The organism is Deltaproteobacteria bacterium (genome assembly GCA_020848745.1).
Taxonomy (GTDB): Bacteria; Desulfobacterota; Binatia; order UTPRO1; family UTPRO1; genus UTPRO1.
Genome location: JADLHM010000021.1, coordinates 39,018 through 63,099, shown reverse-complemented (window position 1 = coordinate 63,099; position 24,082 = coordinate 39,018). Strand labels below are relative to the sequence as shown.

Here is a 24,082-nt window from a genome sequence, read left to right as displayed (position 1 = left end):
CGACGCGTCACGGGCGCGTTCGTCCCGAGTCGCGGGGATGGAAGCGGCGATGGATCTCGCGCAGGCGGCGTGGCGCGACGTGGGTATAGATCTGGGTCGTCGCGACGTCGGCATGGCCGAGCATGGCCTGAACGGCGCGCAGATCCGCGCCGCCGTCGAGGAGATGGGTCGCGAACGCATGGCGGAGGCTATGGGGCGACGCGCGGGCGTCGAGGCACGCCTCGCGGAGGTAGCCCTTGAGGAGCTTCCAGACCGCCTGGCGCGAGAGTGGGGAACCTCGTGCCGACAGGAAGACCTCGGGCCGCGGGCGGTGCGTGCCGGCGAGCGCCGGGCGGGCGAGTGCGAAGTACTCGTCGAGCCGCGCGCGCGCGTGGCTGCCGAGCGGGACGACGCGCTCGCGGCTCCCCTTCCCCACGACGCGGACGCAGTTGGCGTCGAGGTCGAGGCTCGCCTGGCGCAGCCCGATCACTTCCGAGACGCGCAGCCCCGCACTGTAGAGCAGCTCGAGGAGCGCGCGATCGCGCCGGCCGCGCGGCGTATCCGCGGGAGGCGCGTCCAGCAGCACCTGCACGTCGGCGCGGCCGGGCGCGAGCGGCAGCGCATCCGGCAGGCGCCGCATCGTGAGATCGGCGGCCGGTGAGGCCGGCAAGACGCGCTCGAGCACGAGATAGCGGCAGAAGCCGCGGAGCGTCGCCGCCAGGCGGCTCGCGCTCCGCGGCGCCAGGCCGCGCGCGCGCTCGGCGGCGAGGAATCGCTGCAGGAGCGCGGGGGTGAGTTCGGCCGGTTCGCGGGCGCACCCGCCGAGCCAGCGCATGAGCTGGGCGAGATCGCGGGCGTACGCGGCAACGGTATTGGCCGCCAGCCCGCGTTCCGCGGCGACGTAGGCGAGGTAGCGGTCGATCCACCGATCGAGCGACGTGGCCGTCGCGGCGGCGCCGGCGGCCGTCGTCATGGGTGGGCCACGCCGTTCAGCGCCCGCAGCTCGACGGCGATGGTGTCACAGACGCTGCGCAGGCGGTCGGGATCGACGATCTTCCGTCCGTCGCCGTCGGTCACGTAGAAGACGTCGAGCACCTGGTGCGCCTGGGTCGTGATCTTCGCCAGGTGGATCACGAGGCCGAGGCGATGGAGGGCGTGCGTGATCGCGAAGAGCACGCCGACGCGGTCGCCCGTCACCACATCGAGCACCGTGTAGTCCTCGGCGATGTCGTTGTCGACGATGATCTCGGGCGGCGTCGTGTTCGCGCGCGTCGCCTTCTCGAGGATCGACGGGCGGCTCGACGCCGCGACGAGCGCCGCGATGTCGATCTGGCCGCGCAGCACCCGCGCGAGCATCTGTTGCACGCGCTCCCAGCGCTCCGGCTCGAGGACGCGCTCGAGGTGCTCCTGGTGCCCGATCCGGAAGCTGTCGATCGCGACGCCTCCGCGCGTGGTCGTGATGCGGGCGCCGACGATGTTCATGCCCTGCGCGGTCAGCACGCCGGCGATCATCGAGAACAAGCCGGGCCGGTCCGGCGTGCAGATCGTGAGCTCGCTGTACTCGGACTCCGGCACGTGGCGCACGGTGCTCACGAAGAGGTGCGGATGCTCGGCTGCCGGTCGGATGGTCCACTCCTCGCGCAGGTGGCTCATGAGCTCGAAATGCGCCGGCACCTGGCTCTCGGGCGTCGTCGTGAGATAGCGCTCGGGCATGCCGGCGAGGAAGGACTGGAAGCCCGCGCGGCGATCCGGCTCGACGAGCCCGAGCAGGCGTTGCCGGATGCGCTCGGCGCGGCCGTGCTCGTCCTCGTCCTCGACCTGACCCTGCTCGAAGCGCGTCAAGGTCCGCATGTAGAGCTCGCCGAGCAGCATGTCGCGCCAGTTGTTCCAGACCTTGGGACCGACCGCGCGCATGTCGGCGAAGGTCATGACGTAGAGCATCTTGAGGTTCTCGACGCTGCCGCACACGGCGGCGAACTCGGCGAGCAGCCGGGGATCCTGCGTGTCGCGGTGCTGGGCGAGGTGCGACATCAGGAGGTGCTGGCGCACGAGGAACTCCCACTGCGCCACCTCGTCCTGATTGAGGGGAAGCCGCGCCGCGATGTCGCGCACCATGTCGGCGCCCCGGCCCGAGTGCCCTTCGCCGTGGCCCTTGCCGATGTCGTGGAAGAGCAGCGCCAGGAAGAGCACCTCGTGGCGGTCGATGTCGCGCATCACCTCGGTGAGGAGCGGCGCCGTCTTCTTGTGCTCGCCGCGCCGCAGGCGCTCGAGCTCGCCGATGCCGCGCAGGGAGTGCTCGTCGACGGTGTAGATGTGGTTCGGGTCGCGCTGCACGAGGCAGTCGATGCGGGCGAACTCGGAGAAGAGCTGACAGACGACCCCGACCCGGTGCATCTCCTGCAGGGTCTCCCAGACGTGCTGGTTCCAGGCGAGGATGTCGAGGAACGGACGGATGAACGCGGGGTCGACCCGCTGCTCCTCGCCGATCAGGTGCAGGTGCTCCCTGATGAGACGTTGCGTGCCCTGGGTGATCTTGACGCCGTGGCGCTGCGCGTCGCGAAAGATCGTGACGAGCGTCGTCGGGTCCTGACGGATCACCGCGGCACCGTCCACGGACAGGGTGCGGTTGATGATCCACACGCCCTCGCGGATCTCGCGGCCGATCACGCGGCCGATCAGGCGGTAAGGGGTCGGCCGCTCGGTGCAGCGCTCGATGATGGCGTCGGAGAAGCGGCGGATCGCGGTCGCGTGCGTGAAGTACGACTTCATGAGGCGCTCGACGGGCCGGTTGGTGCCGTCGCTGCCGAAGCCGAGATCGGACGCGGCACGATCCTGGAGCTCGAAGGTGAGATGGTCTTGGTGCGAGCCGGTCAGGAAGTGCAGCGAGTTGCGGACGCGGAAGAGAAAATCCTGCGACGCCTCGATCTCGCCGCGCTCGCGCTCGCTGATCACGCCCTTCACGACCAGCTCGCGCATGTCCCGGACCTTGTACTTGACCTTCGCGAGCCACATCGCCGTGTGGATGTCGCGCAGGCCGCCCGCGCCCTCTTTGAGCTCGGGCTCGAGCAGATAGACCGAGTCGCCGTGCCTGCGGTGGCGCTCCGCGCTCTCGGCGAGCTTCTCGCGGTAGAAGCGCGCCGCGTTCTTCTTGAGGACCTCCGACTCCATCGCCGCTTCGAACTCGGCATAGAGGGGAGGATCGCCGCAGAGGAAACGAGCGTCGAGCAGCGCCGTCTTGACCTTGAGATCCTTCTGGGCGAGCCGCGTGCAGTCGGCGACCGTGCGGCTCGCGTGCCCGACCATGAGCCCCGCGTCCCAGAGTGAGTAGAGGATGCGCTCGGCGACCGTCTCGACGTAGGCGTTCACCCGCCACGGGAAGAGGACGAGGAGATCGATGTCGGAGGACGGGTTCAGCTCGAAGCGCCCGTAGCCTCCTTGCGCCGCCACCGTGCAGCGGTGGTCGAGCAGCACGTAGCGCTCGGTGTACTCGGCGGTCGCGGAGTCGAAGAGGAACGCGATCAAGCGGTCGATGCCTCCGGTGTAGGCCTCGACGATCGCGCTGCCGCCGGCCCCCGCGCGATGTTGTTCGTAGAGTCGCGTCCGCAGCTCGGCGACGTAGGTCCGCGCGACCGCTCCGAGCTCGGCGCCGGCGGCCTGCACCGGCGGGAGCACGGGCAGCTCGTACGCGAAGGGTTGGACCGAGGCCATCGTGTGGGCGGCGACGTCTCGGACAGGCTCCTAGAGCGTCTTGGCGAGGCGCGCGTCGCCCAGGAAGTCGGTGATGCCGAGGAAGAGCCCTTCGGCGATGTCGTGCTGGTAGGCCGTCGTACCGAGGCGCTTGCCCTCGACCGGGTGGGAGAGGAACGACGTCTCCACGAGAACGCACGGCATGTACGCGCCGACCAGCACGTAGAACGGTCCTTTCTTCACGCCGAGGTTGTGGACGTCGGTGTAGCGCGAGCGCAAGCGGGCGAGCACGCGCGAGTGCAGGCGCTCCGCGAGGGCGTTCGACTCCTCTTCCTTCCCGGACTGCACCATGTCGCTCAGGATGAACGAGAGGTCGCCGCGTCCGACCCGGACCGCCGGGCCGTTCTCCATCTTGGCGAGCCGGATGGTGGCGCGGTCGTTCGAGTTGTTGAGCGTGTAGGTCTCGATGCCCTGCAGCTCGCCGCTCCGATCGGCGTTGGCGTGGATCGAGATGAAGAGATCGGCGCTGTTGGCGTTCGCGAACGCCGTCCGCTCGGCGAGGGTGCGGGTGGCGTCGGTTTCGCGCGTGAGGAGCACCTTGGCGTTGGAGGACTCCTCGAGCCGCCGCTTCAGGCGCTGCGCGATCGCGAGGACGATGTCCTTTTCCACGATGCCGCCCACGCCTTGCGCGCCGGGATCCGCGCCGCCGTGCCCGGGATCGAGGACGATGCGCCAGGGGCGGTTCGCCGGACGTCCCGGCAACGGGTCGGTGCTCCCGGCTTTACCGGCGGTCTCGGGCCGCTTCGGGGACGCGGCGGGAACCGGCGCTGGCTCGCTCCGCCGCTCGGCCGTGTCACCGATCGTGACCCGGTCGAGAGCCGCCGGCGTGCCCTTGTCGCTCTTGTCGAGGGGCTTCGCCGGTTCGCCGGCATGCCCGGACGCGCGTGGCGGTTCGACGGACGCTCTCTCGGGCGGGGACGGCGGCGCCGTGGCGACCTCGCGCGGCGGCGCGGCGCGATCCGCGGATGGCGTCGTCCGCTCAGCCGGCGGCTCGCCGCGCGTGGTCGCGAGCGCGCCCTCGGTGCGGGACGGCGCCGTGTTCGGAGCGGCGACGACCGGGGCCGCCGGCGCGGGCTTCCCGACGATATCGATCACGACCCGCGGCGGATCCTCGAAGGCCTCGACGGAGTGCTTGGTGATGCTGGCGAGATCGAGCACCACGCGCGCCGTACGGGCGGTGAACTGCCCCGTACGGACCTGCTGGAGGAACCCGTTCTCGACGCCGATCGGGGCCGCGGCCCCGGGTGCGAGGACGGCGTTCGAGAAGTCGAGCACGATGCGGCGCTCGGTCTTGCGGGCGGTCTCGCCACCGAGGACGCGCACTTCGAACGGTACGGGGCGTGACAGCATGATGATGACGCGGGTCGAGCCGTCGCGCGCTTCGTACCGGACGCGCTCGACCCGTCCCGGCCGGACGGCCACCGCGGCGGCCTCCACCGTCCAGGCGAGCAGGCTCAGGGTGGCGACGGCCAGCAGCAGGCCGCAGCGGCGCCCGCGCCGATCGTCAGTCTCGTCCGTCCGTGCCATGGTCGTCTCCACCGCCCCGCACCGCGTCCACCAACTGATGTAGCTCGTTCATCGCCTCCAGGGGTGTCATGCGCGTCACGTCGATCGCGCGCAAGCGCGCCTCGACGGCCGACGGCCGCGGGGCGAACAGTCCGAGCTGCGTGCCGGGGACAGGATGCCCCGCGGCGGCAGTGCGCCCACCCTCGGAAAGCAGCTCGCCGCGTTCGAGCGTCGCCAAGAGACTCCGCGCCCTCTCCACCACCTCGACCGGCAGACCCGCCAGCCGCGCCACCTCTACGCCATAGCTCCGGTTGGCCGGGCCCGCAACGATGCGACGCAGGAAAATCACCTGATCGTTCCACTCCCGGACCGCCACCGAGTAGTTGCGGACCCTGGGGAGTTGCCGGGCCAGGGCCGTCAGCTCGTAGTAGTGGGTCGCGAAGAGCGTCTTCGCCGCCGGTTCGCGATCGTGGAGGTGTTCAGCGACGGCCCAGGCGATGGCGATCCCGTCGTAGGTGCTGGTGCCGCGTCCGATCTCGTCGAGGATGACCAGGCTCCGGGGCCCGAGCTCGCGGAGGATGTTCGCGGTCTCGCGCATTTCCACCATGAAGGTCGAGTCGCCCGCGGCGAGGTTGTCGGAGGCGCCGACGCGCGTGAAGATGCGGTCGAGGACGCCGATCCTGGCCTCGGACGCCGGGACGAAGCTCCCCATCTGCGCGAGGCAGCAGACCAGCGCCACCTGGCGGAGGTAGGTCGACTTGCCGGCCATGTTGGGTCCCGTGATCAGCAGGACCTGCTGGCTGGCGTCGAGCGTGCAGTCGTTCGGGACGAACGCGGCGCCCCCGAGCGTCGTCTCGATTACGGGGTGGCGGCCGTCCCGGATGACGACGGCGTCGCCACGGTCGAGGACCGGTCGGACGTAGCCCCGGTCGTGGGCGACGTCGGCGAGCGCGGCGAGGGTGTCGAGCACGGCGACCGCCCGGGCGTTCTCGGCGAGCGCGCGCTGGTGCGTCGCCGCCTCGGCGACGAGCTCGGCGAAGAGGGCCGCTTCGAGCTGCACCAGGCGCGCCTCGGCGCCGAGGAGCTTCTGCTCCTGCTCCTTGAGCTCGGCGGTCACGAAGCGCTCCGCCCCGGCGAGGGTCTGCTTGCGGACGTACTCGGCCGGGACGAGCGCGAGGTTCGGCTTCGTCACCTCGATTCCGTAGCCGGAGACGCGGTTGTAGCGGACCTTCAGGGAGGCGATGCCCGTGCGCTTGCGCTCGCGCGCCTCGAGCGCGGCGACCCAGCCCTTGCCGTCACGGGTGAGGCTGCGCAGTTCGTCGACCTCGGGACGCGCGCCGTCGCGGATGATGGCGCCGCTCCTGGCGGTTGCCGGCGGCTCGTCCGCGAGCATCGCGCCGATGCGCGTTTGCAGGTCGGGCAGCGGGTCGAGGGTCGCGGCGACCTCGCCGAGCAGATCGTCGCGGCCGCCGAGGTTGTCGCGAAGCGCTCCGACGCGCGCGAGCGCCGCGACGAGCCGCGTCAGGTCGCGTGGCGACGCGCTCCCGGTGCCGACACGTGCGACGAGGCGCTCGAGATCGCCCATGCCGGCGAGCCCGGTGCGGACGTCCTCGCGAACGTCGACGCTCTGGACCAGGATCTCGACGGCGTCGAGCCGGCGCGCGATCGCGGCCGGGCTCGTCAGCGGCGCGAGCATCCAGCGCCGCAGCATGCGGCTCCCCATCGGGGTGCGCGTGCGGTCGAGAACGTGCAGGAGCGATCCGCGCCGTTCGCCTCCGCCGCCGTCCACGAGGTTCAAATTGCTGCGCGTCGTCTGGTCGAGGATGAGGGTGTCGTGCGGCCGCACGAGCTCCGGCGCGCGGAGGTGGTCGAGCTTGCCGCGGTATGTGGCGCGGAGGTACGCGCGCAATCCCCCGAGCGCCGCCCGACCGCCCGCGCCGACGGCGCTGGCGCCCTCCGCGCTCGCCGCGACCCAGGCACCCCCCTCCTCGGCATCGAACCATTCCGTCGGGACGAGGCTCTGGAATACGCCGGGCGCCTGGGCGGTCAGCCGAGGCAGCACCGCTTGCAGCTCGGGGGCGACGACGAGCTCCTTGGCGCCGAGCCGCGCGAGCTCCTCGGCCGCCGCGTCGAGCGCGTCGTCGGCGGCGACGCGCGTCGGTGCGTCGGTCGTCGCGCCGCGTTCGCGTCCCGCGGCCGGCGAGAACTCCATGACGCGCACCTCGCCCGTCGAAAGGTCGCAGGCCGCGAGCCCGAGGCCGTCGCCGGCCCGCGCGACGACGGCGAGGAAGCTCGCGCTCCGCGGGTCGAGGCTCTCCTCCTCGAGCACCGTGCCCGGCGTGATGACGCGCACGACGTCGCGGTCGACGAGACCCTTGGCGCCACGCGGGTCCTCGACCTGCTCGCAGATCGCCACCTTCAGCCCGGCGGCGAGGAGCTTCTGGATGTAACCGTCGACCGCATGGAAGGGCACGCCGCAGAGGGGGATCGGGTTCGGGTCGTGCTTGTTGCGCGCGGTGAGGGTGATGTCGAGGATGGCCGAGGCGCGCTCCGCGTCCTCGAAGAACATCTCGTAGAAGTCGCCGAGCCGGAACATCAATACGGCGTCCCGGTGCTGCTCCTTCAACCGCAGGTACTGCGCCAGCATCGGCGTGAGCTTCACGCCCGTTCCTTCCACGACCGCCACGCCGACTCCCCTCTCAGACCTTCTTGCGCTTGTGGCTGAGGTAGTCGACGAGGAGGTACTCGCCGAGGCGATCCGGGCGCGTGTAGAGAGCGCGCCCCCGGTTGATGCGGGTCATGCGCTCGACGAACGCCCGCAGGCTCGGGCTGTCGTCGAGCATGAAGGTGTTGATCGTGATGCCGAGCCGCGTCACCCGCTCGACTTCCTTCAGGGTTTCCTGGGCGGCGCGCATGCTGATGCCGCCGAAGCTGAGCGGCCACTCGCAGAAGAGCCGGCCTTTCTGGAAGTACGCCGTCGGTTGGCCGTCCGTGATGACGATGAAGTGCTGATTCGTGCTGCGGTGGCGCGCCAGGAGCTCGGCGCCGAGCCGCAGGCCGTCCTGGAGGTTGGTGAACGGGTCCCCCATGTTCCAGCTCGCCTCGGGGAGATCCTTGAGCTTCAGCTCGACGGCGCGGGTGAAGAAGCCGACGATCGCGAAGTAGTCGCGTGGGTAGCGCGAACGGATGAGGCTCTCCATCGCGAGGGCCACCTTCTTGGCGGCGGCGAAGCGGCCTTCCCAGCTCATCGACCAGCTCATGTCCAGGAGCAGCACCGTGGAGGTGCTGGTCGCGTCGTCGGCGTCGTAGACCCGGAAGTCGTTCGGCGCGAGGCGGAGCGGCGCGCCCGGCCCGCGCGCGAGGGCCTGCTTGAGCGTGCCGACGAGATCGAGGTTCAGGGGGTCGCCGTGCTGGTAGGGCTTGCTCACCTCGGGGCGAAGCGCGGCGGCGCCGCGCGTCTCGTTCGGATGGGAGCCGGGCCGGTCGCGCAGCAGCCCCTGGTAGATGTCGCGGAGCGCCAGCTGGCCGATCTTGCGGACGCCCTTCGGCGAGAGCGCCATCTGGCCCTCGCGGTTCATCAGATACCCGGAGTCCTGCAGCATCGCCATCATCTGGCGGAGGTTCTCGAAGTCCTGCGCGGCCTCGGCGCCGAGGAGCCCCCGCAGGCCGTCGAGGTCGACGCTCGGGAGGTCGGCGTTCATCAGGCTCTGCTCGATCTCCCGCAGGCGCTCGAGCTCGCGCAGCATCTCGAGGGCGCGTTCGTAGTCGAGCGAGTCCGCACCCTGGAACGCCTCGCCGTGCTTGCGCTGGAAGTCCTCGAGGCGGCGGATGTTGTCGAGCTCCTCGAGGAGGTTCTGGAACTCCCCGGCGGCCTGCTCGTCCTCGAAGGCATAGTCGATGAGCTTCGTGATGGCGGCGGAGAGCCCGGGGGGCAGGTCCGCGAGGAATGCCTCCTTGGCGGCGAGCTCCGGGCGGTCCGGACGGCGCTCGGCGAGGGTGTCGCGCTCGAGGTCGAGCAGCTCGTCGAGCTTGCGGCGCATCTCGTCGAGCGCATGGTCGATGTCGTGGTCGCGGTGGCGCTCGCGGATCTGCTTGCGCACCTGCTCGAGGAGCTCGTCGAGCCCGAGCACGCGCATGCCGGAGAGGTCGGCACCCTGGCGGAGGAGCCAATCGAGGGCCTGGCGGATGTCGTCGGTGTAGGAGAGGTACTCGCCGAGCTTGGCGAAGATCTCGTCGGGGTCGAGGCGGATTCGCTGGCGTCCGTCCCAGCGCGTGTAGCGGACGGTCCGCATGGGTCAGCTTTTGTAGACCGCTCGCCCGCCGGCCCGCTCCTTGTTGAGCTTGCGGTGCACATGGAGCCCTTCGAGAACGAGTTCGCTCGCCGCCGCCATGAGCGCCGGGCTTTCGAAGGGCCCGAGCGCGGTGATCGCCTCGCGGAGACCCGGGATGCCGCGGATGCCTTCGAGATAGTCGGCGGCGGGCATGCGGTCGGACACCTCGACCCCTCCCCCGCCCTCGAAGTACTCGACGACCCGCTTCAGCCCTTCGACCGACATGGCCCGATCGAATACCTTGAGCACCGCGCGGTTGGTGAGCCGGTCGATCAGGTCGCTCGCCTTCTTCTCCTCGCCCGCGTACTCGAGCTCGATCTTGCCGGCGGTCGAGGAGAGCACGGCGTGCAGGTCGGTGAGCCGCGGCACGATCTCGCGTTCGCCGCACCGGACGGCGCGCTTCTCGGCGTTCGCGATGACGCTCTCGTAGTTGTTGATGGTGACGCGGACGCTCACGCCCGACGCCTGGTTGATCTCGTTCGAGTCGCGCGCCTCCAGCGTGATCTGCGCGAGGAGCTCCTTGATGAACCCCGGCACCCGCACTTCGCGGCCTGCTCGCGGCCGCGCCGGAACCTCTTGGTCCATGATGGCGATCTCGTCCTCGATCCGCGTCGGGTAGTGGGTGCGGATCTGGGCGTCGAAGCGGTCCTTCAACGGCGTGATGATCCGGCCGCGGCTCGTGTAGTCCTCGGGGTTCGCGCTCGCGATGATCACCACGTCGAGCGGCAGGCGGATCTTGTAACCTTTGATCTGGACGTCTTTCTCCTCCATCACGTTGAAGAGGCCGACCTGCACCTTCTCGGTGAGGTCGGGGAGCTCGTTGATGGCGAAGATACCGCGATGGGTCCGCGGCACGAGTCCGTAGTGGATGGTTTCCTCGTCGGCCAGGTAACGTCCTTCCGCGACCTTGATCGGGTCGATTTCCCCGATCAGGTCCGCCATGGAGACGTCGGGGGTCGCGAGCTTTTCGCTGTAGCGCCGATCGCGCGGCAGCCACACGATGGGCAGCGCCTCGCCCTCGGCGGCGACCCGTTGCCGGCATGGGCCGCAGAGCGGCGCGAACGGGTCGTCGTTGATCTCGCAGCCGGCGACGGCCGGGATCTCGGCGTCGAGGAGCGCCAGTAACCCGCGCATGATCCGCGACTTGCCCTGCCCGCGTTCGCCGAGAAACACCATGTGGTGGCCGGCGAGAATCGCGTTCTCGATCTCCGGGACGACGGAGTCGTCGTAGCCGATGATGCCCGCGAGGATGGGCTCGCCGGCGGCGAGCTTCGCGAGCAGGTTGCGGCGCATCTCTTCGCGCACGGGGAGGGATTGGTATCCCGCTCGTCTCAGCTCGCCGACCGTACGCGCCTGCTCCATCAACCGTGTCCTCCGGGCCGAAAAGGCGCCGGCATTATACGCGCGGCGTCTTCGGAGAGTAAATCGAATCCGGGCGCGCGCGCCGTGAGACGCGCGCTCGGAACGGCCCTTGCTGGCCCTCGGGACCATTGCAACAATGCTCGACGCAATGTCCCTCCACTGGCAGCGGATCACCGTGCCCTTCGACTATCCCGTCTATTTCACGCGGGACGTGCTGGCGGCGGCGAACGGTGATCTCGTGGAGGCGATCGCGCGGCGCGAGCCAGAGCGGCGCCATCGCCTATTGGCCGTGATCGACGACGGCGTGGCGCGGGCATGGCCCGGCATCGTGGGGCGCGTCGCGGCGTACGTCGCCGCGCATGCCGAGCGGCTGACCCTCGCGGCGGAGCCGCTCGTCGTCGCGGGCGGCGAGCGCGTCAAGAACGAGCACGGGGAGCTCGGTCGGCTGCACGCGCGCCTGCATGCCCTCGGCATCGACCGGCAGAGCGTCGTCGTGGCGATCGGCGGCGGCGCGGTGCTCGACATGGCGGGGTACGCGGCGGCGACCGCGCACCGGGGGGTCCGCGTCGTGCGCGTTCCGACCACGGTTCTCGCGCAGGCGGACTCCGGCGTCAACGTGAAGAACGGGATCAATGCTTTCGGCAGCAAGAACTTCCTCGGGACGTTCGCCCCGCCCTTCGCGGTCCTGAACGACCGGGAGTGGCTCGCCACCCTCGAGCGGCGCGACGTCGTCGCGGGCATGGCGGAGGCGGCGAAGGTCGCGGTCGTCCGCGACGCCGGGTTCTTCGCGTGGCTCGAAGCGGCCGTCGACGACCTCGCCGGCGGTGTTCTGGATCGCGTCGCGGCGCTCGTCGAGCGGAGCGCCCGCCTCCACCTGGCGCACATCGCGGGCTCCGGCGATCCTTTCGAGCTCGGCAGCGCGCGTCCGCTGGATTTCGGGCACTGGGCGGCGCACAAGCTCGAGATGCTGACCGCTCATCGGCTGCGACACGGGGAGGCGGTCGCGATCGGCATGGCGCTCGACACGTGCTACGCGGCCGAGATCGGCATGCTGGCGACGAGCGCGCGTGATCGCATCGTACGCCTGCTCCGCGCCCTCGGACTTCCGACGTACGACCGGGCGCTCCGCCTGTGCGGCGCGGGCGAGCGGCCTCGCATTCTCGACGGGCTCGCGGAGTTCCGCGAGCACCTCGGCGGCGAGCTCACGGTCACGCTGCTCACGGACATCGGGCGCGGCGTCGAGGTGCACGAGATGCGCGAGGACCTGATCGGCCGCGCCGTGGACCTGCTCGCACACGGAGCGCTCGCCTCGTGAAGCTCGCCATCCCCGGCGAGCCGCACCTCACGTACTGCACCAACATCCATCCCGGCGAGACCTGGCCGGAGGTGCGCGCGAACCTGGAGCGCCACGTGACCTCGGTGAAGCGTGCAGTCGCCGCCGACCGCTCGTTCGGCATCGGCCTTCGCCTCTCCGCGGCCGCCGCGGACGCGCTCGCGGAGCCGGCGGAGCTCGCGGCGCTGCGGAACTGGCTTGCCGCCGAGGGGATGTACGTCTTCACGGTGAACGGCTTTCCCTACGGCGCGTTTCACGGCACGCGCGTGAAGGAGCGCGTGTACGAGCCGGATTGGCGCGACGAGCGGCGCGTCGCCTACTCGGATCGGCTGGCGACGCTGCTCGCGGCGCTCCTGCCGGAGGATCACGGCCGCTATGGCAGCGTCAGTACGGTTCCCGGAGCCTTTCGACCGAGCGCACCGGGTGCGGCGGATCGCGCCGCGATCGCCGACGCTCTCGTGCGCCACGTCGCGCGGCTCGTCGCGCTCGAGGCGGAGACGGGACGGTGGGTGCGGCTCGCGCTCGAGCCCGAGCCGTGGTGCCTCCTCGAGACGGTCGAGGACGCCGTCGGGTTCTTTCACGCGCACCTCTGGACGGCCGCGGCCGCCGCGCGCCTCGCCGCGCACACGGGGAGAACGCCGGCGGCGAGCGCTGACCTGCTGCGCCGTCATCTCGGTCTCTGCTTCGACGCCTGCCACATGGCGGTCGAGTTCGCCGATCCCGAGGCGGCGATCGATCGGCTGCGCGCGGCGGAGATCGATCTCGTGAAGGTGCAGGTGAGCGCCGGGATGACGGCGACGCTCGGGGGCGACGCGGACGGAGCGACGCGCACCGCGCTGGCGGCGTTCGCGGACGACATCTACCTGCACCAGGTCGTGGAGCGGCGCGGCGCCGAGCTCCGCCGATTTCTCGACCTGCCCGACGCGCTCGCCGCGCCGCCGGCCGATCCGGGCCCGCGCGAATGGCGGGTCCATTTCCACGTGCCCCTCTTCCGCGAGAACCTGGGAGTGCTCCGCAGTACGCGGGCGTGGGCCGCGGCGCTCCTCCGCCGCCTGGCCGCCGACGGCTACGCGGGACACCTCGAGATCGAGACCTACACCTGGGACGTCCTGCCCCCGGGGTTCCGCGACGTATCGGTCGCGACGGCGGTCGCACGCGAACTCTGCTGGACCATGGATCGGCTCGGAGCATGACGCTCGCCGTGGCGCTCCGTCTCGGGCGGGTCTCGAACCTGCCGACGGTCTGGACGAACGTCCTCGCCGCGGCGGCGCTCGCCGGGGTGTCGCTCGCGAGCCCGGCGCTCGGCGCGGTCGTTCTCGCCTGCTCGGTCTTCTACGTCGGCGGCATGTTCCTGAACGACGCCTTCGACCGGGAGAGCGATGCGCGCGAGCGACCGGAGCGGCCCATCCCGGCGGGGCTCGTCCCGGCACACGAGGTGTTCGGCGCGGGATACGGCCTCCTCGCGACGGGGCTCGCGATCATCGCCGTCACGGGCACGGCGGCTCTCGGCACGGCGCTGCCGGGCGTCGCCGCCGCCGTGGCGCTCGCCGCCGGGATCGTACTTTACGACGTCCGGCACAAGGGCAACCCGCTGGCGCCGCTGCTCATGGGAGTCTGTCGAGTGCTCGTCTACGTGACGACGGCGGCCACGCTCACGGGCACCGTCGGCGTCGCGGTCGTCGGCTGGGCGGTCGTGCTGTTCGCGTATCTGGTCGGCCTCACCGCCGTCGCGCGTCACGCGACGCTCGGCGCGCGGCCGGGACTCGTCGCGCGGCTGATCGCGGGAATCGCGCTCGTGGACGGCCTCGCCATCGCGGGCACGGGTCAGCTCGGAGCGGCGGCGGCGTGCGTCGTCGCGTTCGGGCTGACGCTCGCGCTGCAGCGCTGGGTCTCTGGCACCTGACGGTCGACGTGATAGCGAGAGCCATGCCCGACGATCTCGACCGACGACTCCGCGCCACGCTCGCGGACGGCTCCGACGACGCACGCTTTGCCGCGGCCCTTCGGATGATTCAGGAAGACTTCGGTGCGGAGATCGGTACGATCCATCGCCTCGACCCGGACGAGCACCTGCACCTCGTGGCCGCGAGCGCCGGCCTGCCCGCGCCCGTGCTCGCGGCGAGCCGCCGGATTCCGCTCGGCAAGGGCATCGCGGGTGAAGCGGCGCAGACGGCGAGGCCGGTGACGCTCTGCAATCTGCAGACGGACACGAGCGGCGTCGCGCGCCCGGGCGCCAGGGCGACCGGCGCCGGCGGATCGCTCTGCGTTCCGATCCTCGACGGCGCGCGCGTCGTCGGCACCCTCGGCATCGGCTGGATGCGCGAGCGCGCGATCGCCGACGAGGAGGCCGCCCGGCTGACCGCGCTCGGCCGCGTCCTCGGCGCGGCCTTCGTCGACGCGCACCGACCCGGAGTGTAGGCGCGCCGGTGCCGCGCCGCCCGCTCTACGTCGCCCCGGGATCGAAGACGTGGCGGAGGACGAGATCCTTCACGTCGGTTGCGGCCGGGCGCTCGGGAAGGAGGTCGGGCTCGCTCGTCATGACGAGCGGCCCGGCGTCGGGATCGCCGGGCAGCCGCCCGTGCGATCCCCGCACGAGCGTGGTGTCGAGCGGAATCACGTCGAGCAGATAGCGGAAGCCGGCCGCTTTCTTCGCGAGGGTCCAGCCCACCTTGAGCTGCGGTAGCCAGAGGGACGGATCGAGGAAGAGCTCGACGGGGTCGTATCCGGGCTTGCGATGGATGTCGACGGTGCGCGCGTAGTCGGGAGCGCGCGCGTCGTCGAGCCAGAAGTAGTAGCTGAACCAGCGGTCGGCCGCGGCGACCGCGACGAGCTCGCCGGAGCGCGGGTGGTCGAGGCCGGCGGCGCGCTTCCCGTCGGCGTCGAGCACGCGCTCCACGCCATCGAGGCCCGACAGCAGGCGCTCAACCTCGGAGACGCGCTCCGAGCGCCGGACGTAGACGTGGGCGAGCTGGTGATCCGCGACCGCGAAGGCCTCCGACGCGCCGGCGTCGAGCATGTCGTGGCCGAGCTCGTTCTTGATCGCCAGCAGCCCCGCGGCGCGGAGCGCGCGGTTCACGTGGATCGCGTCGCGCACCTCGGTGATGCCGTACTCGGAGAGCACGATCACGCGCGCGCCGTCGCGGCGGACATGCTCGATGAGCTCGCCGCAGACCGCGTCGATCTCGCGGAGGTCCTTCGCGACCCGCGGGTCGTCGGGTCCGAGGCGTTGCAGCACGTAGTCGAGGTGCGGCAGGTAGGCGAGGGTCAAGGTCGGCCGGCGAGTGTCGTAGACGTGGCGCGCGCAGTCGGCGATCCACCGGCTCGCCCCGATGTCGGTGCCCGGGCCCCAGAACGTGAAGAGCGGAAACGTACCGAGCTTCGCCTGCAGCTCGTCACGCAGCTCGATCGGCGTGCTGTAGACGTCGGGAAGCTTGCGCCCGTCGGCGGGATAGAGCGGCCGCGGCGTCACCGACCAGGTCGCGCTGCTGTACATGTTGTACCACCAGAACAGCTTGGCGCAGGTGAAGGCGGGGTCGCGCCGCGCCGCCGTCTCCCAGATCTTCTCGCCGGCGACGAGATGGTTCGACTGCCGCCAGAACCAGATCTCGGCGAGGTCGCGGAAGTACCAGCCGTTGGCGACGGCTCCGTGGTCGCGCGGCGGCGTACCCGTCACCATGCTCGATTGCACCGTGCACGTGACCGCCGGAAGCACGGTCGCGAGCGGCCGCATGCGGCCCGCGGCCGCGAACGCGGTGAGGTTCGGCGTGTCGTCGCCGAGGAGCGCCGGAGTCAGGCCGACGACGTTCAGAACGACGGTACGATGCATACGCGCCGACGCTCCGCGTGTTTCAGCCGCGGCGGACGGTGTTGCCCGCGAACGCGTCCGTCCTCCCGGCGCCGTCGTCGAGGACGAGTCGTCCGCTCTGCGCGAAGAACGCCACCGGGTTCCGCCACGCGATGGTCGCGATCGCGTCCTCGGGGATCCCCTGCGCGCGCATGACCGCCACCGTCTTCGGCACCTTGAGCGGATCGCTGATGCCCCAGTCGGCCGCGCTGTTGATGATGATGCGCTCGCTGCCGTATTGCCGCACCAGGGCCGCCATGCGCGGCTCGTCCATCTTGCTGTTCGGGTAGATGGAATGTCCGGCCCAGCAACCGGTGCGGAGCACGAGCGGCAGCGTCTCCTCGTTGTTGTGATCGATGAGGACGCGCTCCTCGGGAAAGCCGAGGTCACGGACGAGCGCCAGGCTGCGCTCGGTTCCGCGCTTCTTGTCGCGGTGGGGAGTGTGGACGAGCGCGGGAAGCTCGAAGCGGCGGGCGAGCTCGAGCTGCTCGGCGAACCAGTGGTCCTCGGCGGGCGTCTGCTCGTCGTAGCCCACCTCGCCGACGGCGACGACGCCGTCCTTCGCGAGATAGCGCGGCAGGAGCGCCACGACGCCGGCGGCGATGCGCTCGTCGTTCGCCTCCTTCGGGTTCAAGGCGAGCGTGCAGAAATGCCGGATTCCGAACTGGCTCGCGCGGAACGGCTCCCAGCCGACGAGCGCGGCGAAGTAGTCCTCGAAGGTGCCGACGTGGGTGCGCGGTTGCCCGAGCCAGAACGCGGGCTCGACGACGGCGGTGATGCCCGCCGCGGCCATCGCCTCGTAGTCGGCGGTGGTGCGCGACGTCATGTGGATGTGCGGGTCGAAGAGCTTCATGGCGCGCCGAGCAATGCGAGATCGGCCGGAACCGGGCGACCCGTGGCGCGGCGCTCGTCGGCGTAGGCGGCGGCCATGCGCGCGAGGTCGGCGGTTCGCCGCGTCTCGAGGTCCAGGATACGGGCCACGGCGACGCCCGTGAAGACGGCTTTCAGGGCCATCTGATTGAAGCTCGGCTCCGTGAAGCATGCCGCCGGATACGGGTTCTCGCAGGCGATCGCTTCGAAGATCGGCTGCGCGCTGGCGCGGCAGGCGTCGAGGGCGATGGCGCAGAAGCGGGGCGGATCGGGGAGGAGCGCGAGCACGCGGAGGACGGCCCGGCGCTCGCGGAGCGCGCCGGCGCGATAGAGGCCGTCGACCAAGCCCGGGTGCTCGGCCGCCGGGAGCGCGGCGACGCCCCGGAGGACGAGGAGCGCGCGCGCCGCCTCATCGAGGCCCCAGTCGGTGATCGACCACGTCCGACCGGCGCTGCTGACCGTCGTCCCGGCGCCGACGGCGTCGTCACCGAAGCGGCGTCCCGCGCCCGCGAACGCGATCTCGAAGGCGCCGCGGTCGAAGGGCGCGCCCGGTCCGAGCGAGGCGTCGGCGAGCCATGTCGCGAACGCTTCCGGTCGGCGTCGTTCCAGGAGGGCGGCGAGCGTTGCGGCCGGGTCGCTCACGCGTAGTGCGCCCGGATCCGCGCCAGCGTCGCTTCCAGGTGTTCGGACATCACCTTCACGTCACCGATCACCGGCATGAAGTTGGTGTCGCCGTTCCAGCGCGGCAAGAGGTGCCAGTGGCAATGGTCGGCGACGCCGGCGCCGGCGGCACGGCCGAGATTCATCCCGACGTTCATGCCCTCGGGAGCGAACGCGGCCCAGAGCGCCCGCGCCGCGCGCCGGACGGCGCGCATGAGGCCGGCGTACGCCGGGTCGGCGAGATCCTCCGGGAGCGCTACGTGCTCGCGGGGGGCCACCAGGAGGTGGCCATGACCGTAGGGGAACTTGTTGAGCATCGTGACGGCGTGCGCATCGCGCGCGACCACGAGCAGGCTTGTCTCGTCGTCGCCCGCGACGGCGGCGCAGAAGAAGCAGCCCGACGGCGCGGCGTTCTCGAGGTACTGCATCCGCCACGGGGCCCAGAGCCGCTCCATCGACGATCCGGGCGGGGCCGCTGGTCAGGCGCCCTGACTCGCCTCGCGCTCGCTCTCGGGCACCGGCTTGCCGTCGACGCGGAGCTTCAGTTCCTTGCCGACCTTGAAGAACGGCACCCGCTTCGCGGCGACGGGTACGACGGCGCCCGTCTTGGGGTTGCGTCCCTCGCGGGCCTGGCGGTGCTTGACGACGAAGCTTCCGAACCCGCGGATCTCGATGCGCTCGCCGCGCGCCAGGGCCTCGGTCATACTGTCGAACACCGCGTTGACGATGACCTCGGCGTCGCGACCCGAAAAGCGCGGGTAGATCTTGACGACCTCGTCGATGAGATCCCGCTTGGTCATCGAACCGCCTCCAGGTGCCGGATTCGTGGTCATGCTCCCTCCTCGGCTTCAGCGCAGAAACGGGCCCTCGTATACGATTTGGAGTCCGAAAGCGCGATAGGATGAAAACGGCGGAATCGGCGCGAAGTTGAACAGCAGCCGCCACCACCAGGGCTCCTTGCTGGAGCGCGCCTCGGTGACGCGCGGCTCGCCTTCGATGCCCCCCTTCGAGGCGGCGAGCTCGAGCGCGTCCTCGAAGCCTCCGAGCTCGTCGACCAGGCCGGCCACCTTGGCCTGCTCGCCGGAGAAGATGCGGCCGTCGGCGAGCGCTCGCACCTGATCTTTGTTCATCCCCCGCCCGGCCGCGACCGCCGTGATGAACTGCGTGTGCACGCTGTCGAGCATCTCCTGGAAGAGGCCGCGCTCGCCGTCCGTCATCGGACGCACCAGCGAGCCCATGTCCTTGTAGGCCCCCGCCTTGATGATCTCGGGCTGGACGCCGAGCTTCTGCAGCAGGCCTTCGACGTTGCCGAGCTCCATGATGACGCCGATCGAGCCGGTGAGCGTCCCGGGGTTGGCGACGATCGTGTCGCACGCGCTCGCGATGTAGTACCCGCCCGAGGCCGCGACGCCGCCCATCGAGGCGACGACCGGCTTCGACTCCCGCACCTTGCGGATCGCGTCGTAGATCTCCTGCGAGGGGGCGACGCCGCCCCCCGGCGACTCGATGCGGACCACGATCGCCTTGATCGCCGGGCTCTTCTCGAAGCGCTTGAGGGCATCGACGACGTCGTCGCTCTCGCTGATGACCCCCTTCACCTCGACGACGCCCACCTTGCTGCCGAGCGATAGCAGGTTCCCGAGCTTTCCGTCGGTGCCGACCGTCAGCGCGGTCGCCGCGGCGAAGAACATCACGACCGCGATGGAGAGCACCATCAACCCGCGCACGATGGGACGCCCTTGCGCCATGTGACCGCCGTTGGTCCGGGGGCTACTTCTCGAACGTGCCCTTCGCCTTGGCGGGCCGGTCGCCTTCGTCACGGTCGAGGCGCAGCTCTTCGCTCAAGATGTCCTCGAAGGAGAACTTCGAGCTTTCCCGCTCGCGGCGGAGGTAGCTGTCGACCTCTTCGCGCTCCTCGCTGCGCTTGAGCGCCTTGATGCTGAGGCCGATGCGTCGCTCGCGCGGGTCGACGTTGGTGACCTCGGCTTCGACCGTGTCGCCGACCGAGAAGACCTGCGAGGGCTTGTCGACGCGCTCGGTGGAAAGCTGGCTCACGTGGATGAGGCCTTCGAGACCCTCCTCCAGCTCGACGAAGACGCCGAAGTCGGTGACGCTGGTGACGACGCCCTTCACCTTGCCGCCGACGGGGTAGCGCGACGGCATCGCGTTCCAGGGATCCTCCTGGAGCTGCTTGATGCCGAGCGAGATCCGCTCGTTCTCGACGTCGATGCCGAGCACGACCGCCTCGACGTCGTCGCCCTTCTTGAAGAGCTCGGACGGGTGCTTGACCTTCTTCGTCCAGTGCAGGTCGGAGACGTGCACGAGGCCGTCGATCCCCTCGTCGACGCCGACGAAGATCCCGAAGTCCGTGATGCTCTTCACCTTGCCCTGGATGTGGCTCCCGACGGGATGGTTGATCTTCACCATCTCCCAGGGATTCGGCTCGGCCTGCTTCAAGCCGAGCGAGATGCGGCGATTGGCGGGATCGACGTCGAGGACGACCACGTCGATCTCGTCGCCAGGGTTCAGGACCTTCGACGGGTGGCTCACCCGCCGCGTCCAGGACATCTCGGAAACGTGGATCAGGCCCTCGACCCCCTTCTCGAGCTCCACGAACGCACCGTAGTCGGTGAGGCTCACGACTTTGCCGTGCACCTTCATGCCGGGCGCGAAGCGTTCGTGCACGGTGTGCCACGGGTCGGGCATGATCTGCTTCATGCCGAGGGACACGCGCTCGCGCTCGGGGTCGTACTTGAGGACGACGACCCGCACCTTGTCGGCGACGTTCAGCACTTCCGAGGGATGGCCGATGCGGCCCCACGACATGTCGGTGATGTGCAGCAGGCCGTCGATGCCGCCGAGGTCGACGAAGGCGCCGTAGTCGGTGATGTTCTTCACCGTGCCCTCGAGGATCACGCCTTCTTCGAGCACCTTGAGCGTCTCGCCCTTCAGCGACATGCGCTCGCGCTCCATGACGGCGCGGCGCGAGACGACGACGTTGCCGCGTGAGCGGTTGAACTTGAGGATCGAGAAGCGCGTGCGCTGTCCGATGAAGCGATCGAGGTTGCGGGCCGGACGGAGATCCGCATGCGAGCCCGGCAGGAACGCGGCGACGCCGATGTCGACCTTCAGGCCGCCCTTCACCTTGCCGACGATCGTGCCCTCGATCGCGCCCTGCGCCTCGAAGGCTTGCTCGATGTCCTTCCACACCCGCAGCTGCTCGGCCTTCTGCCGCGAGAGGACGATGCCGCCGTCCTCGGACTCCGAGGCTTCGAAATAGACGTCGATCTCGTCGCCTTCCTTGACGCCGATCTGTCCGTCGCGATCGCGGAACTCATGGATGCCGATCTGCCCTTCGCTCTTGTAGCCGATGTCGACGGTGACGTGATCGCGCGCGACCAAGACGACGCGGCCCTTGACGATCTCCCCGGGTCGGACCGCCCGCATGCTCTGCTCGAAGAGGTGGCCGAAATCCTCGCCGCCTCCCGCTGCACCGGCATGCGTTTCGTGATTGTCCTCGGTCATCAACTGCTCACCCCCTGGGATTGTTTGGTCGGCTTGCGCGCGAGAGCCACCCTCCTTAGCGCCCTGCTCTTGGAAGTTCAAGCCTTTGCGCGTTCCGTCACCCGCCCGAGGACCCGCCCGAGGGCCTCCTCGGCGGTGAGCCCCGTGGTGTCGATCGTCTCGGCGTCGGCGGCGGCGCGAAGCGGCGCGTGGACGCGTTCGGCATCGCGCCGATCACGGGCTTCGATGTCGCGCTGGATTCCCGTGAGATCGGCCGCGGGGGCACCGATCTCGCGGGCGCGGCGCCGCGCCCGCTCGGCGGCGCTCGCCGTGACAAAGAACTTGCAGTCTGCATTGGGGAACACGACGGTCCCGATGTCGCGGCCGTCCATGACGACGCCCCCCGCATCGCCGAGTCGGCGCTGGCGCTCGACGAGGCGGCTGCGGACCTCCGGCAGGGCCGCCACCTGCGACGCCCATTCGCCCGCGGCCGGGGTCCGGAGCTCGTCGGTGACGTCGCGGCCTTCGAGGAGCACGCGTTGCCCCCCGGGCTCCGGCCGGAGCGCGAAGTCGAGGCGGTCGATGAGCGCCGCGAGCGCGGCCGCGTCGCCGGGCTCGATGCCGCGGGTCCGCGCTGCGAGGCCGACGACGCGATACATCGCGCCGCTGTCCACGTAGGTGTATCCGAGGGCGCGCGCTAGGCCGCGCGCCAGCGTGCTCTTGCCGGCGCCCGCGGGACCATCGATGGCGACGATCAATCGTCGCGGACCGGCGCTCATGCGCCCGCCGCGTGCGCGAGGGTGGCGTAGAAGCCGGGAAAGGAGACCTCGGCGCAGTCGGGGTCGTCGATCACGACGGGCGCGGCGCCGACCAGGCCGGCCACCGCGCCCGCCATGGCGATGCGGTGATCGCCGCGGGGATCGACGCGGGCGCCGCCGAGGCGCGGCGCGCCCGTGATGACGAGCCCGTCGGGCAGCTCCTCGACGACGACGCCGAGGTCGCGCAGCATCCCGGCCATCACCGCGACGCGGTCGCTTTCCTTGACGCGCAGCTCGGCGGCGTCGCGGATCTCGGTCGTGCCCTCGGCGCATGCCGCGGCGATGCAGAGGACCGGGAACTCGTCGATGCTGCGGACGACCACATCGCCGGCGATGCGGGTCGCGTGCAGCGGTCGGTGGCGGACGACGAGCGTACCGACCGGCTCCGCCCCGCCCGCCTCCGGGACGACCTCGATCGCCGCGCCCATCGCCGCGAGGACGTCGAGCAGCCCGGTGCGGGTCGGATTGATGCCGACGCCGGTCAGGTGCAGCTCGGATCCGGGGATGAGCGCGGCGGCGACCAGGAGGAACGCCGCGGACGAGAAATCGCCGGGCAAGGTGATGGCCGTGCCGCGAAGCCGCTGCGGCCCGTCGAGCTCGACCCAGAGCTCGTCGCCGCGGAGCGCGACGCCGAAGTCGCGCAGAAGGCGCTCGGTGTGATCGCGCGAGCGCGCCGGCTCGCTGACGCGCGTGGTGCCCCGCGCCTGCAGGCCGGCGAGCAGGATCGCCGACTTCACCTGCGCGCTCGCGACCGCGAGCGCGTGCGTCGCGCCGACGAGCGGTCGGCCGTCGATGCGGAGCGGCGCGCGGCCATCCCCGGGCTCGCTCGTGATCGACGCGCCCATGCGGGCGAGCGGCTCGATCACGCGCCGCATCGGCCGCCGCAGCAACGACGCGTCGCCGACGAGCCGGCTCGGGAAGGGACGGCCCGCGAGAAGCCCCGTGAGGAGCCGCATCGTCGTGCCGGAGTTCTCGCAGTCGATGTCCGCGGTCGGCGCGCGCAGGCCGTCGCAACCGCGGCCGGCGATGGTGAGCGTCTGCGCGCGCTCGTCGATGGCGACCCCGAGCGCGCGGCAGGCCGCCATGGTGGCGCGGTTGTCGCGCCCGCCCTGGAAGCCGCGCACCGTGGTCGCGCCCTCGGCGATGGCGCCGAAGAGGAGCGCGCGATGCGCGATCGACTTGTCGCTCGGCACGGTGAGCCGTCCCCGCAGGCCGCGTCCCGCGGGGGTGACGGTGCGCCGCTTCATCGCGCCCGCCTCCGGGCGGCGCGCCGCGGCGCCTCGAGGCGCCGCCGGGCGCGCCGTGCCCGCCCGAGCTCGCGCTCGAGGGCGGCGCCGTCGCCGGCGGCGATCGCGCGCCGCAGCCGCTCGCACGCCGCGCCGAAGCTCGCGAGCGCCGCGAGGACCGGCCTCCGATTGGCCAGGAGGATGTCGCGCCAGACGACGGTCGGGCTGTCCGCGATGCGGGTCACGTCGCGGAAACCGCTCCCGGCGTAGGGGAGCGCCCGACCGCCGTCGCGGGCGGCGGCGTTGACGAGCGCGGTCGCGACCGTGTGCGGCAGGTGGCTCAGCAGCGCGTAGAGGGCGTCGTGCCGCGCGGCCGGCATCGCCTCGACCCGCATGCCGGCGGCCGCCCAGAGCGCGCGCACGCGGCGTCGCGCCGTCGCCGACGTGCGCGCCGTCGGCGTGAGGACGCAACGCCGGTCCCGCAGCAGGTCGCGGAGGGCCGCGGCGGCGCCGGCGCGCTCGGTGCCCGCGATGGGATGGCTGCCGCAGAAGCGCGCGGCCGTCGGGCCGAGAGCGCGCTCGACGGCCGTCACCACGGGGCCCTTCACGCTGCCCGCGTCGGTGACGACGGCCGCCGGCGCAAGCGTGCGGGCGAGCGTTGCGACCAGCGGCGCGATCGTCCCGACCGGCGTGGCGACGACGACGAGGTCGACGTCGCGTGTGGCGCGGGCCGGGTCGCGTTCGGCGCGGTCGATCGCGCCGCGCCGCCGCGCCACGCGCAGGTTCTCCGCGGAACGCCCGAACCCGACGATCTCGCCGACCGCCCTCCGCTCGCGGAGCGCGAGGCCGAGGGAGGCGCCGATCAAGCCGACCCCGGCGATCAGCAGCCGGTCGGCCACCGG

Annotated in this window: 20 protein-coding genes; 4 read left to right on the top strand and 16 right to left on the bottom strand. The window is 71.1% G+C overall.

The features are described 5' to 3' along the window. Positions 1-7 precede the first annotated feature (7 nt). The 6 genes from IT293_02865 to IT293_02840 are packed head-to-tail and all read right to left on the bottom strand — an operon-like array spanning position 8 to position 10,925. Positions 8-952 (bottom strand): tyrosine recombinase XerD, encoded by a 945-nt coding sequence (locus tag IT293_02865; protein ID MCC6763581.1) that lies wholly within the window; start codon positions 950-952, stop codon positions 8-10. Next, entirely contained in the window at positions 949-3,687 is a 2,739-nt protein-coding gene (glnD, locus tag IT293_02860) for a [protein-PII] uridylyltransferase (GenBank protein ID MCC6763580.1), read from the bottom strand. Before glnD ends, IT293_02865 begins: the two co-directional genes overlap by 4 nt. Positions 3,688-3,717: 30 nt before the next feature. Further along, positions 3,718-5,253, bottom strand: coding sequence for an N-acetylmuramoyl-L-alanine amidase (locus IT293_02855; protein ID MCC6763579.1), 1,536 nt, complete (start codon positions 5,251-5,253; stop codon positions 3,718-3,720). Continuing rightward, positions 5,231-7,879 carry a DNA mismatch repair protein MutS gene (gene mutS / locus IT293_02850; GenBank protein MCC6763578.1) on the bottom strand — a complete coding sequence of 883 codons (2,649 nt, stop codon included), beginning with the start codon at positions 7,877-7,879 and terminating at the stop codon, positions 5,231-5,233. The genes IT293_02855 and mutS overlap by 23 nt, the downstream gene beginning before the upstream one ends. A gap of 52 nt (positions 7,880-7,931) precedes the next feature. Further along, entirely contained in the window at positions 7,932-9,524 is a 1,593-nt protein-coding gene (locus tag IT293_02845; protein MCC6763577.1) for a hypothetical protein, read from the bottom strand. Between the two features lie 3 nt (positions 9,525-9,527). After that, on the bottom strand, positions 9,528-10,925 hold the full coding sequence (locus IT293_02840) for a sigma 54-interacting transcriptional regulator (protein MCC6763576.1): 1,398 nt from the start codon (positions 10,923-10,925) through the stop codon (positions 9,528-9,530). Between the two features lie 148 nt (positions 10,926-11,073). Here IT293_02840 and IT293_02835 point away from each other — a divergent pair, with 148 nt between their 5' ends. From IT293_02835 to IT293_02820, 4 genes are read left to right on the top strand one after another with little or no spacing between them, the layout of a single operon-like run. After that, positions 11,074-12,240: a 3-dehydroquinate synthase gene (locus IT293_02835; protein MCC6763575.1), complete on the top strand. Its 1,167-nt coding sequence runs from the start codon at positions 11,074-11,076 to the stop codon at positions 12,238-12,240. After that, on the top strand, positions 12,237-13,451 hold the full coding sequence (gene eboE / locus IT293_02830; protein ID MCC6763574.1) for a metabolite traffic protein EboE: 1,215 nt from the start codon (positions 12,237-12,239) through the stop codon (positions 13,449-13,451). The genes IT293_02835 and eboE overlap by 4 nt, the downstream gene beginning before the upstream one ends. Then, a complete protein-coding gene (locus IT293_02825; protein MCC6763573.1) occupies positions 13,448-14,161 on the top strand; it encodes a UbiA family prenyltransferase in 714 nt (237 codons plus the stop codon). The genes eboE and IT293_02825 overlap by 4 nt, the downstream gene beginning before the upstream one ends. A 23-nt stretch (positions 14,162-14,184) precedes the next feature. Further along, the gene (locus IT293_02820; protein MCC6763572.1) at positions 14,185-14,676 is read left to right on the top strand and encodes a GAF domain-containing protein; all 492 of its coding nucleotides are present in this window, start codon (positions 14,185-14,187) and stop codon (positions 14,674-14,676) included. Between the two features lie 25 nt (positions 14,677-14,701). Here the strand turns inward: IT293_02820 and IT293_02815 are convergent, their stop codons facing one another. The 10 genes from IT293_02815 to IT293_02770 form a co-directional block, all read right to left on the bottom strand. After that, positions 14,702-16,084, bottom strand: a complete 1,383-nt coding sequence (locus tag IT293_02815) for an alkaline phosphatase family protein (GenBank protein MCC6763571.1) — start codon at positions 16,082-16,084, stop codon at positions 14,702-14,704. Positions 16,085-16,106: 22 nt separating this feature from the next. Further along, positions 16,107-16,955 carry a TatD family hydrolase gene (locus IT293_02810; GenBank protein ID MCC6763570.1) on the bottom strand — a complete coding sequence of 283 codons (849 nt, stop codon included), beginning with the start codon at positions 16,953-16,955 and terminating at the stop codon, positions 16,107-16,109. Further along, on the bottom strand, positions 16,952-17,581 hold the full coding sequence (locus tag IT293_02805) for an EboA domain-containing protein (protein MCC6763569.1): 630 nt from the start codon (positions 17,579-17,581) through the stop codon (positions 16,952-16,954). Before IT293_02805 ends, IT293_02810 begins: the two co-directional genes overlap by 4 nt. 29 nt (positions 17,582-17,610) lie before the next feature. Further along, positions 17,611-18,087 (bottom strand): HIT domain-containing protein, encoded by a 477-nt coding sequence (locus tag IT293_02800; protein MCC6763568.1) that lies wholly within the window; start codon positions 18,085-18,087, stop codon positions 17,611-17,613. A gap of 24 nt (positions 18,088-18,111) precedes the next feature. After that, the gene (locus IT293_02795) at positions 18,112-18,432 is read right to left on the bottom strand and encodes an integration host factor subunit beta (GenBank protein MCC6763567.1); all 321 of its coding nucleotides are present in this window, start codon (positions 18,430-18,432) and stop codon (positions 18,112-18,114) included. Positions 18,433-18,480: 48 nt separating this feature from the next. Continuing rightward, entirely contained in the window at positions 18,481-19,380 is a 900-nt protein-coding gene (gene sppA / locus IT293_02790) for a signal peptide peptidase SppA (GenBank protein MCC6763566.1), read from the bottom strand. Positions 19,381-19,402: 22 nt separating this feature from the next. Then, on the bottom strand, positions 19,403-21,157 hold the full coding sequence (locus IT293_02785) for a 30S ribosomal protein S1 (GenBank protein ID MCC6763565.1): 1,755 nt from the start codon (positions 21,155-21,157) through the stop codon (positions 19,403-19,405). 77 nt (positions 21,158-21,234) lie between these two features. Next, the gene (locus IT293_02780) at positions 21,235-21,915 is read right to left on the bottom strand and encodes a (d)CMP kinase (GenBank protein ID MCC6763564.1); all 681 of its coding nucleotides are present in this window, start codon (positions 21,913-21,915) and stop codon (positions 21,235-21,237) included. Beyond that, on the bottom strand, positions 21,912-23,201 hold the full coding sequence (gene aroA / locus IT293_02775; protein ID MCC6763563.1) for a 3-phosphoshikimate 1-carboxyvinyltransferase: 1,290 nt from the start codon (positions 23,199-23,201) through the stop codon (positions 21,912-21,914). Before aroA ends, IT293_02780 begins: the two co-directional genes overlap by 4 nt. After that, a complete protein-coding gene (locus tag IT293_02770; protein MCC6763562.1) occupies positions 23,198-24,079 on the bottom strand; it encodes a prephenate dehydrogenase/arogenate dehydrogenase family protein in 882 nt (293 codons plus the stop codon). Before IT293_02770 ends, aroA begins: the two co-directional genes overlap by 4 nt. Positions 24,080-24,082: the final 3 nt, after the last annotated feature.

Bases quoted from the DNA above. Each gene is read 5' to 3' on its own strand.
- IT293_02865 (MCC6763581.1), bottom strand. From the start codon at position 952: ATGACGACGGCCGCCGGCGCCGCCGCGACGGCCACGTCGCTCGATCGG.
- glnD (MCC6763580.1), bottom strand. From the start codon at position 3,687: ATGGCCTCGGTCCAACCCTTCGCGTACGAGCTGCCCGTGCTCCCGCCG.
- IT293_02855 (MCC6763579.1), bottom strand. From the start codon at position 5,253: ATGGCACGGACGGACGAGACTGACGATCGGCGCGGGCGCCGCTGCGGC.
- mutS (MCC6763578.1), bottom strand. From the start codon at position 7,879: ATGCTGGCGCAGTACCTGCGGTTGAAGGAGCAGCACCGGGACGCCGTA.
- IT293_02845 (MCC6763577.1), bottom strand. From the start codon at position 9,524: ATGCGGACCGTCCGCTACACGCGCTGGGACGGACGCCAGCGAATCCGC.
- IT293_02840 (MCC6763576.1), bottom strand. From the start codon at position 10,925: ATGGAGCAGGCGCGTACGGTCGGCGAGCTGAGACGAGCGGGATACCAA.
- IT293_02835 (MCC6763575.1), top strand. From the start codon at position 11,074: ATGTCCCTCCACTGGCAGCGGATCACCGTGCCCTTCGACTATCCCGTC.
- IT293_02825 (MCC6763573.1), top strand. From the start codon at position 13,448: ATGACGCTCGCCGTGGCGCTCCGTCTCGGGCGGGTCTCGAACCTGCCG.
- IT293_02820 (MCC6763572.1), top strand. From the start codon at position 14,185: ATGCCCGACGATCTCGACCGACGACTCCGCGCCACGCTCGCGGACGGC.
- IT293_02815 (MCC6763571.1), bottom strand. From the start codon at position 16,084: ATGCATCGTACCGTCGTTCTGAACGTCGTCGGCCTGACTCCGGCGCTC.
- IT293_02810 (MCC6763570.1), bottom strand. From the start codon at position 16,955: ATGAAGCTCTTCGACCCGCACATCCACATGACGTCGCGCACCACCGCC.
- IT293_02800 (MCC6763568.1), bottom strand. From the start codon at position 18,087: ATGGAGCGGCTCTGGGCCCCGTGGCGGATGCAGTACCTCGAGAACGCC.
- IT293_02795 (MCC6763567.1), bottom strand. From the start codon at position 18,432: ATGACCAAGCGGGATCTCATCGACGAGGTCGTCAAGATCTACCCGCGC.
- sppA (MCC6763566.1), bottom strand. From the start codon at position 19,380: ATGGCGCAAGGGCGTCCCATCGTGCGCGGGTTGATGGTGCTCTCCATC.
- IT293_02785 (MCC6763565.1), bottom strand. From the start codon at position 21,157: ATGACCGAGGACAATCACGAAACGCATGCCGGTGCAGCGGGAGGCGGC.
- IT293_02780 (MCC6763564.1), bottom strand. From the start codon at position 21,915: ATGAGCGCCGGTCCGCGACGATTGATCGTCGCCATCGATGGTCCCGCG.
- aroA (MCC6763563.1), bottom strand. From the start codon at position 23,201: ATGAAGCGGCGCACCGTCACCCCCGCGGGACGCGGCCTGCGGGGACGG.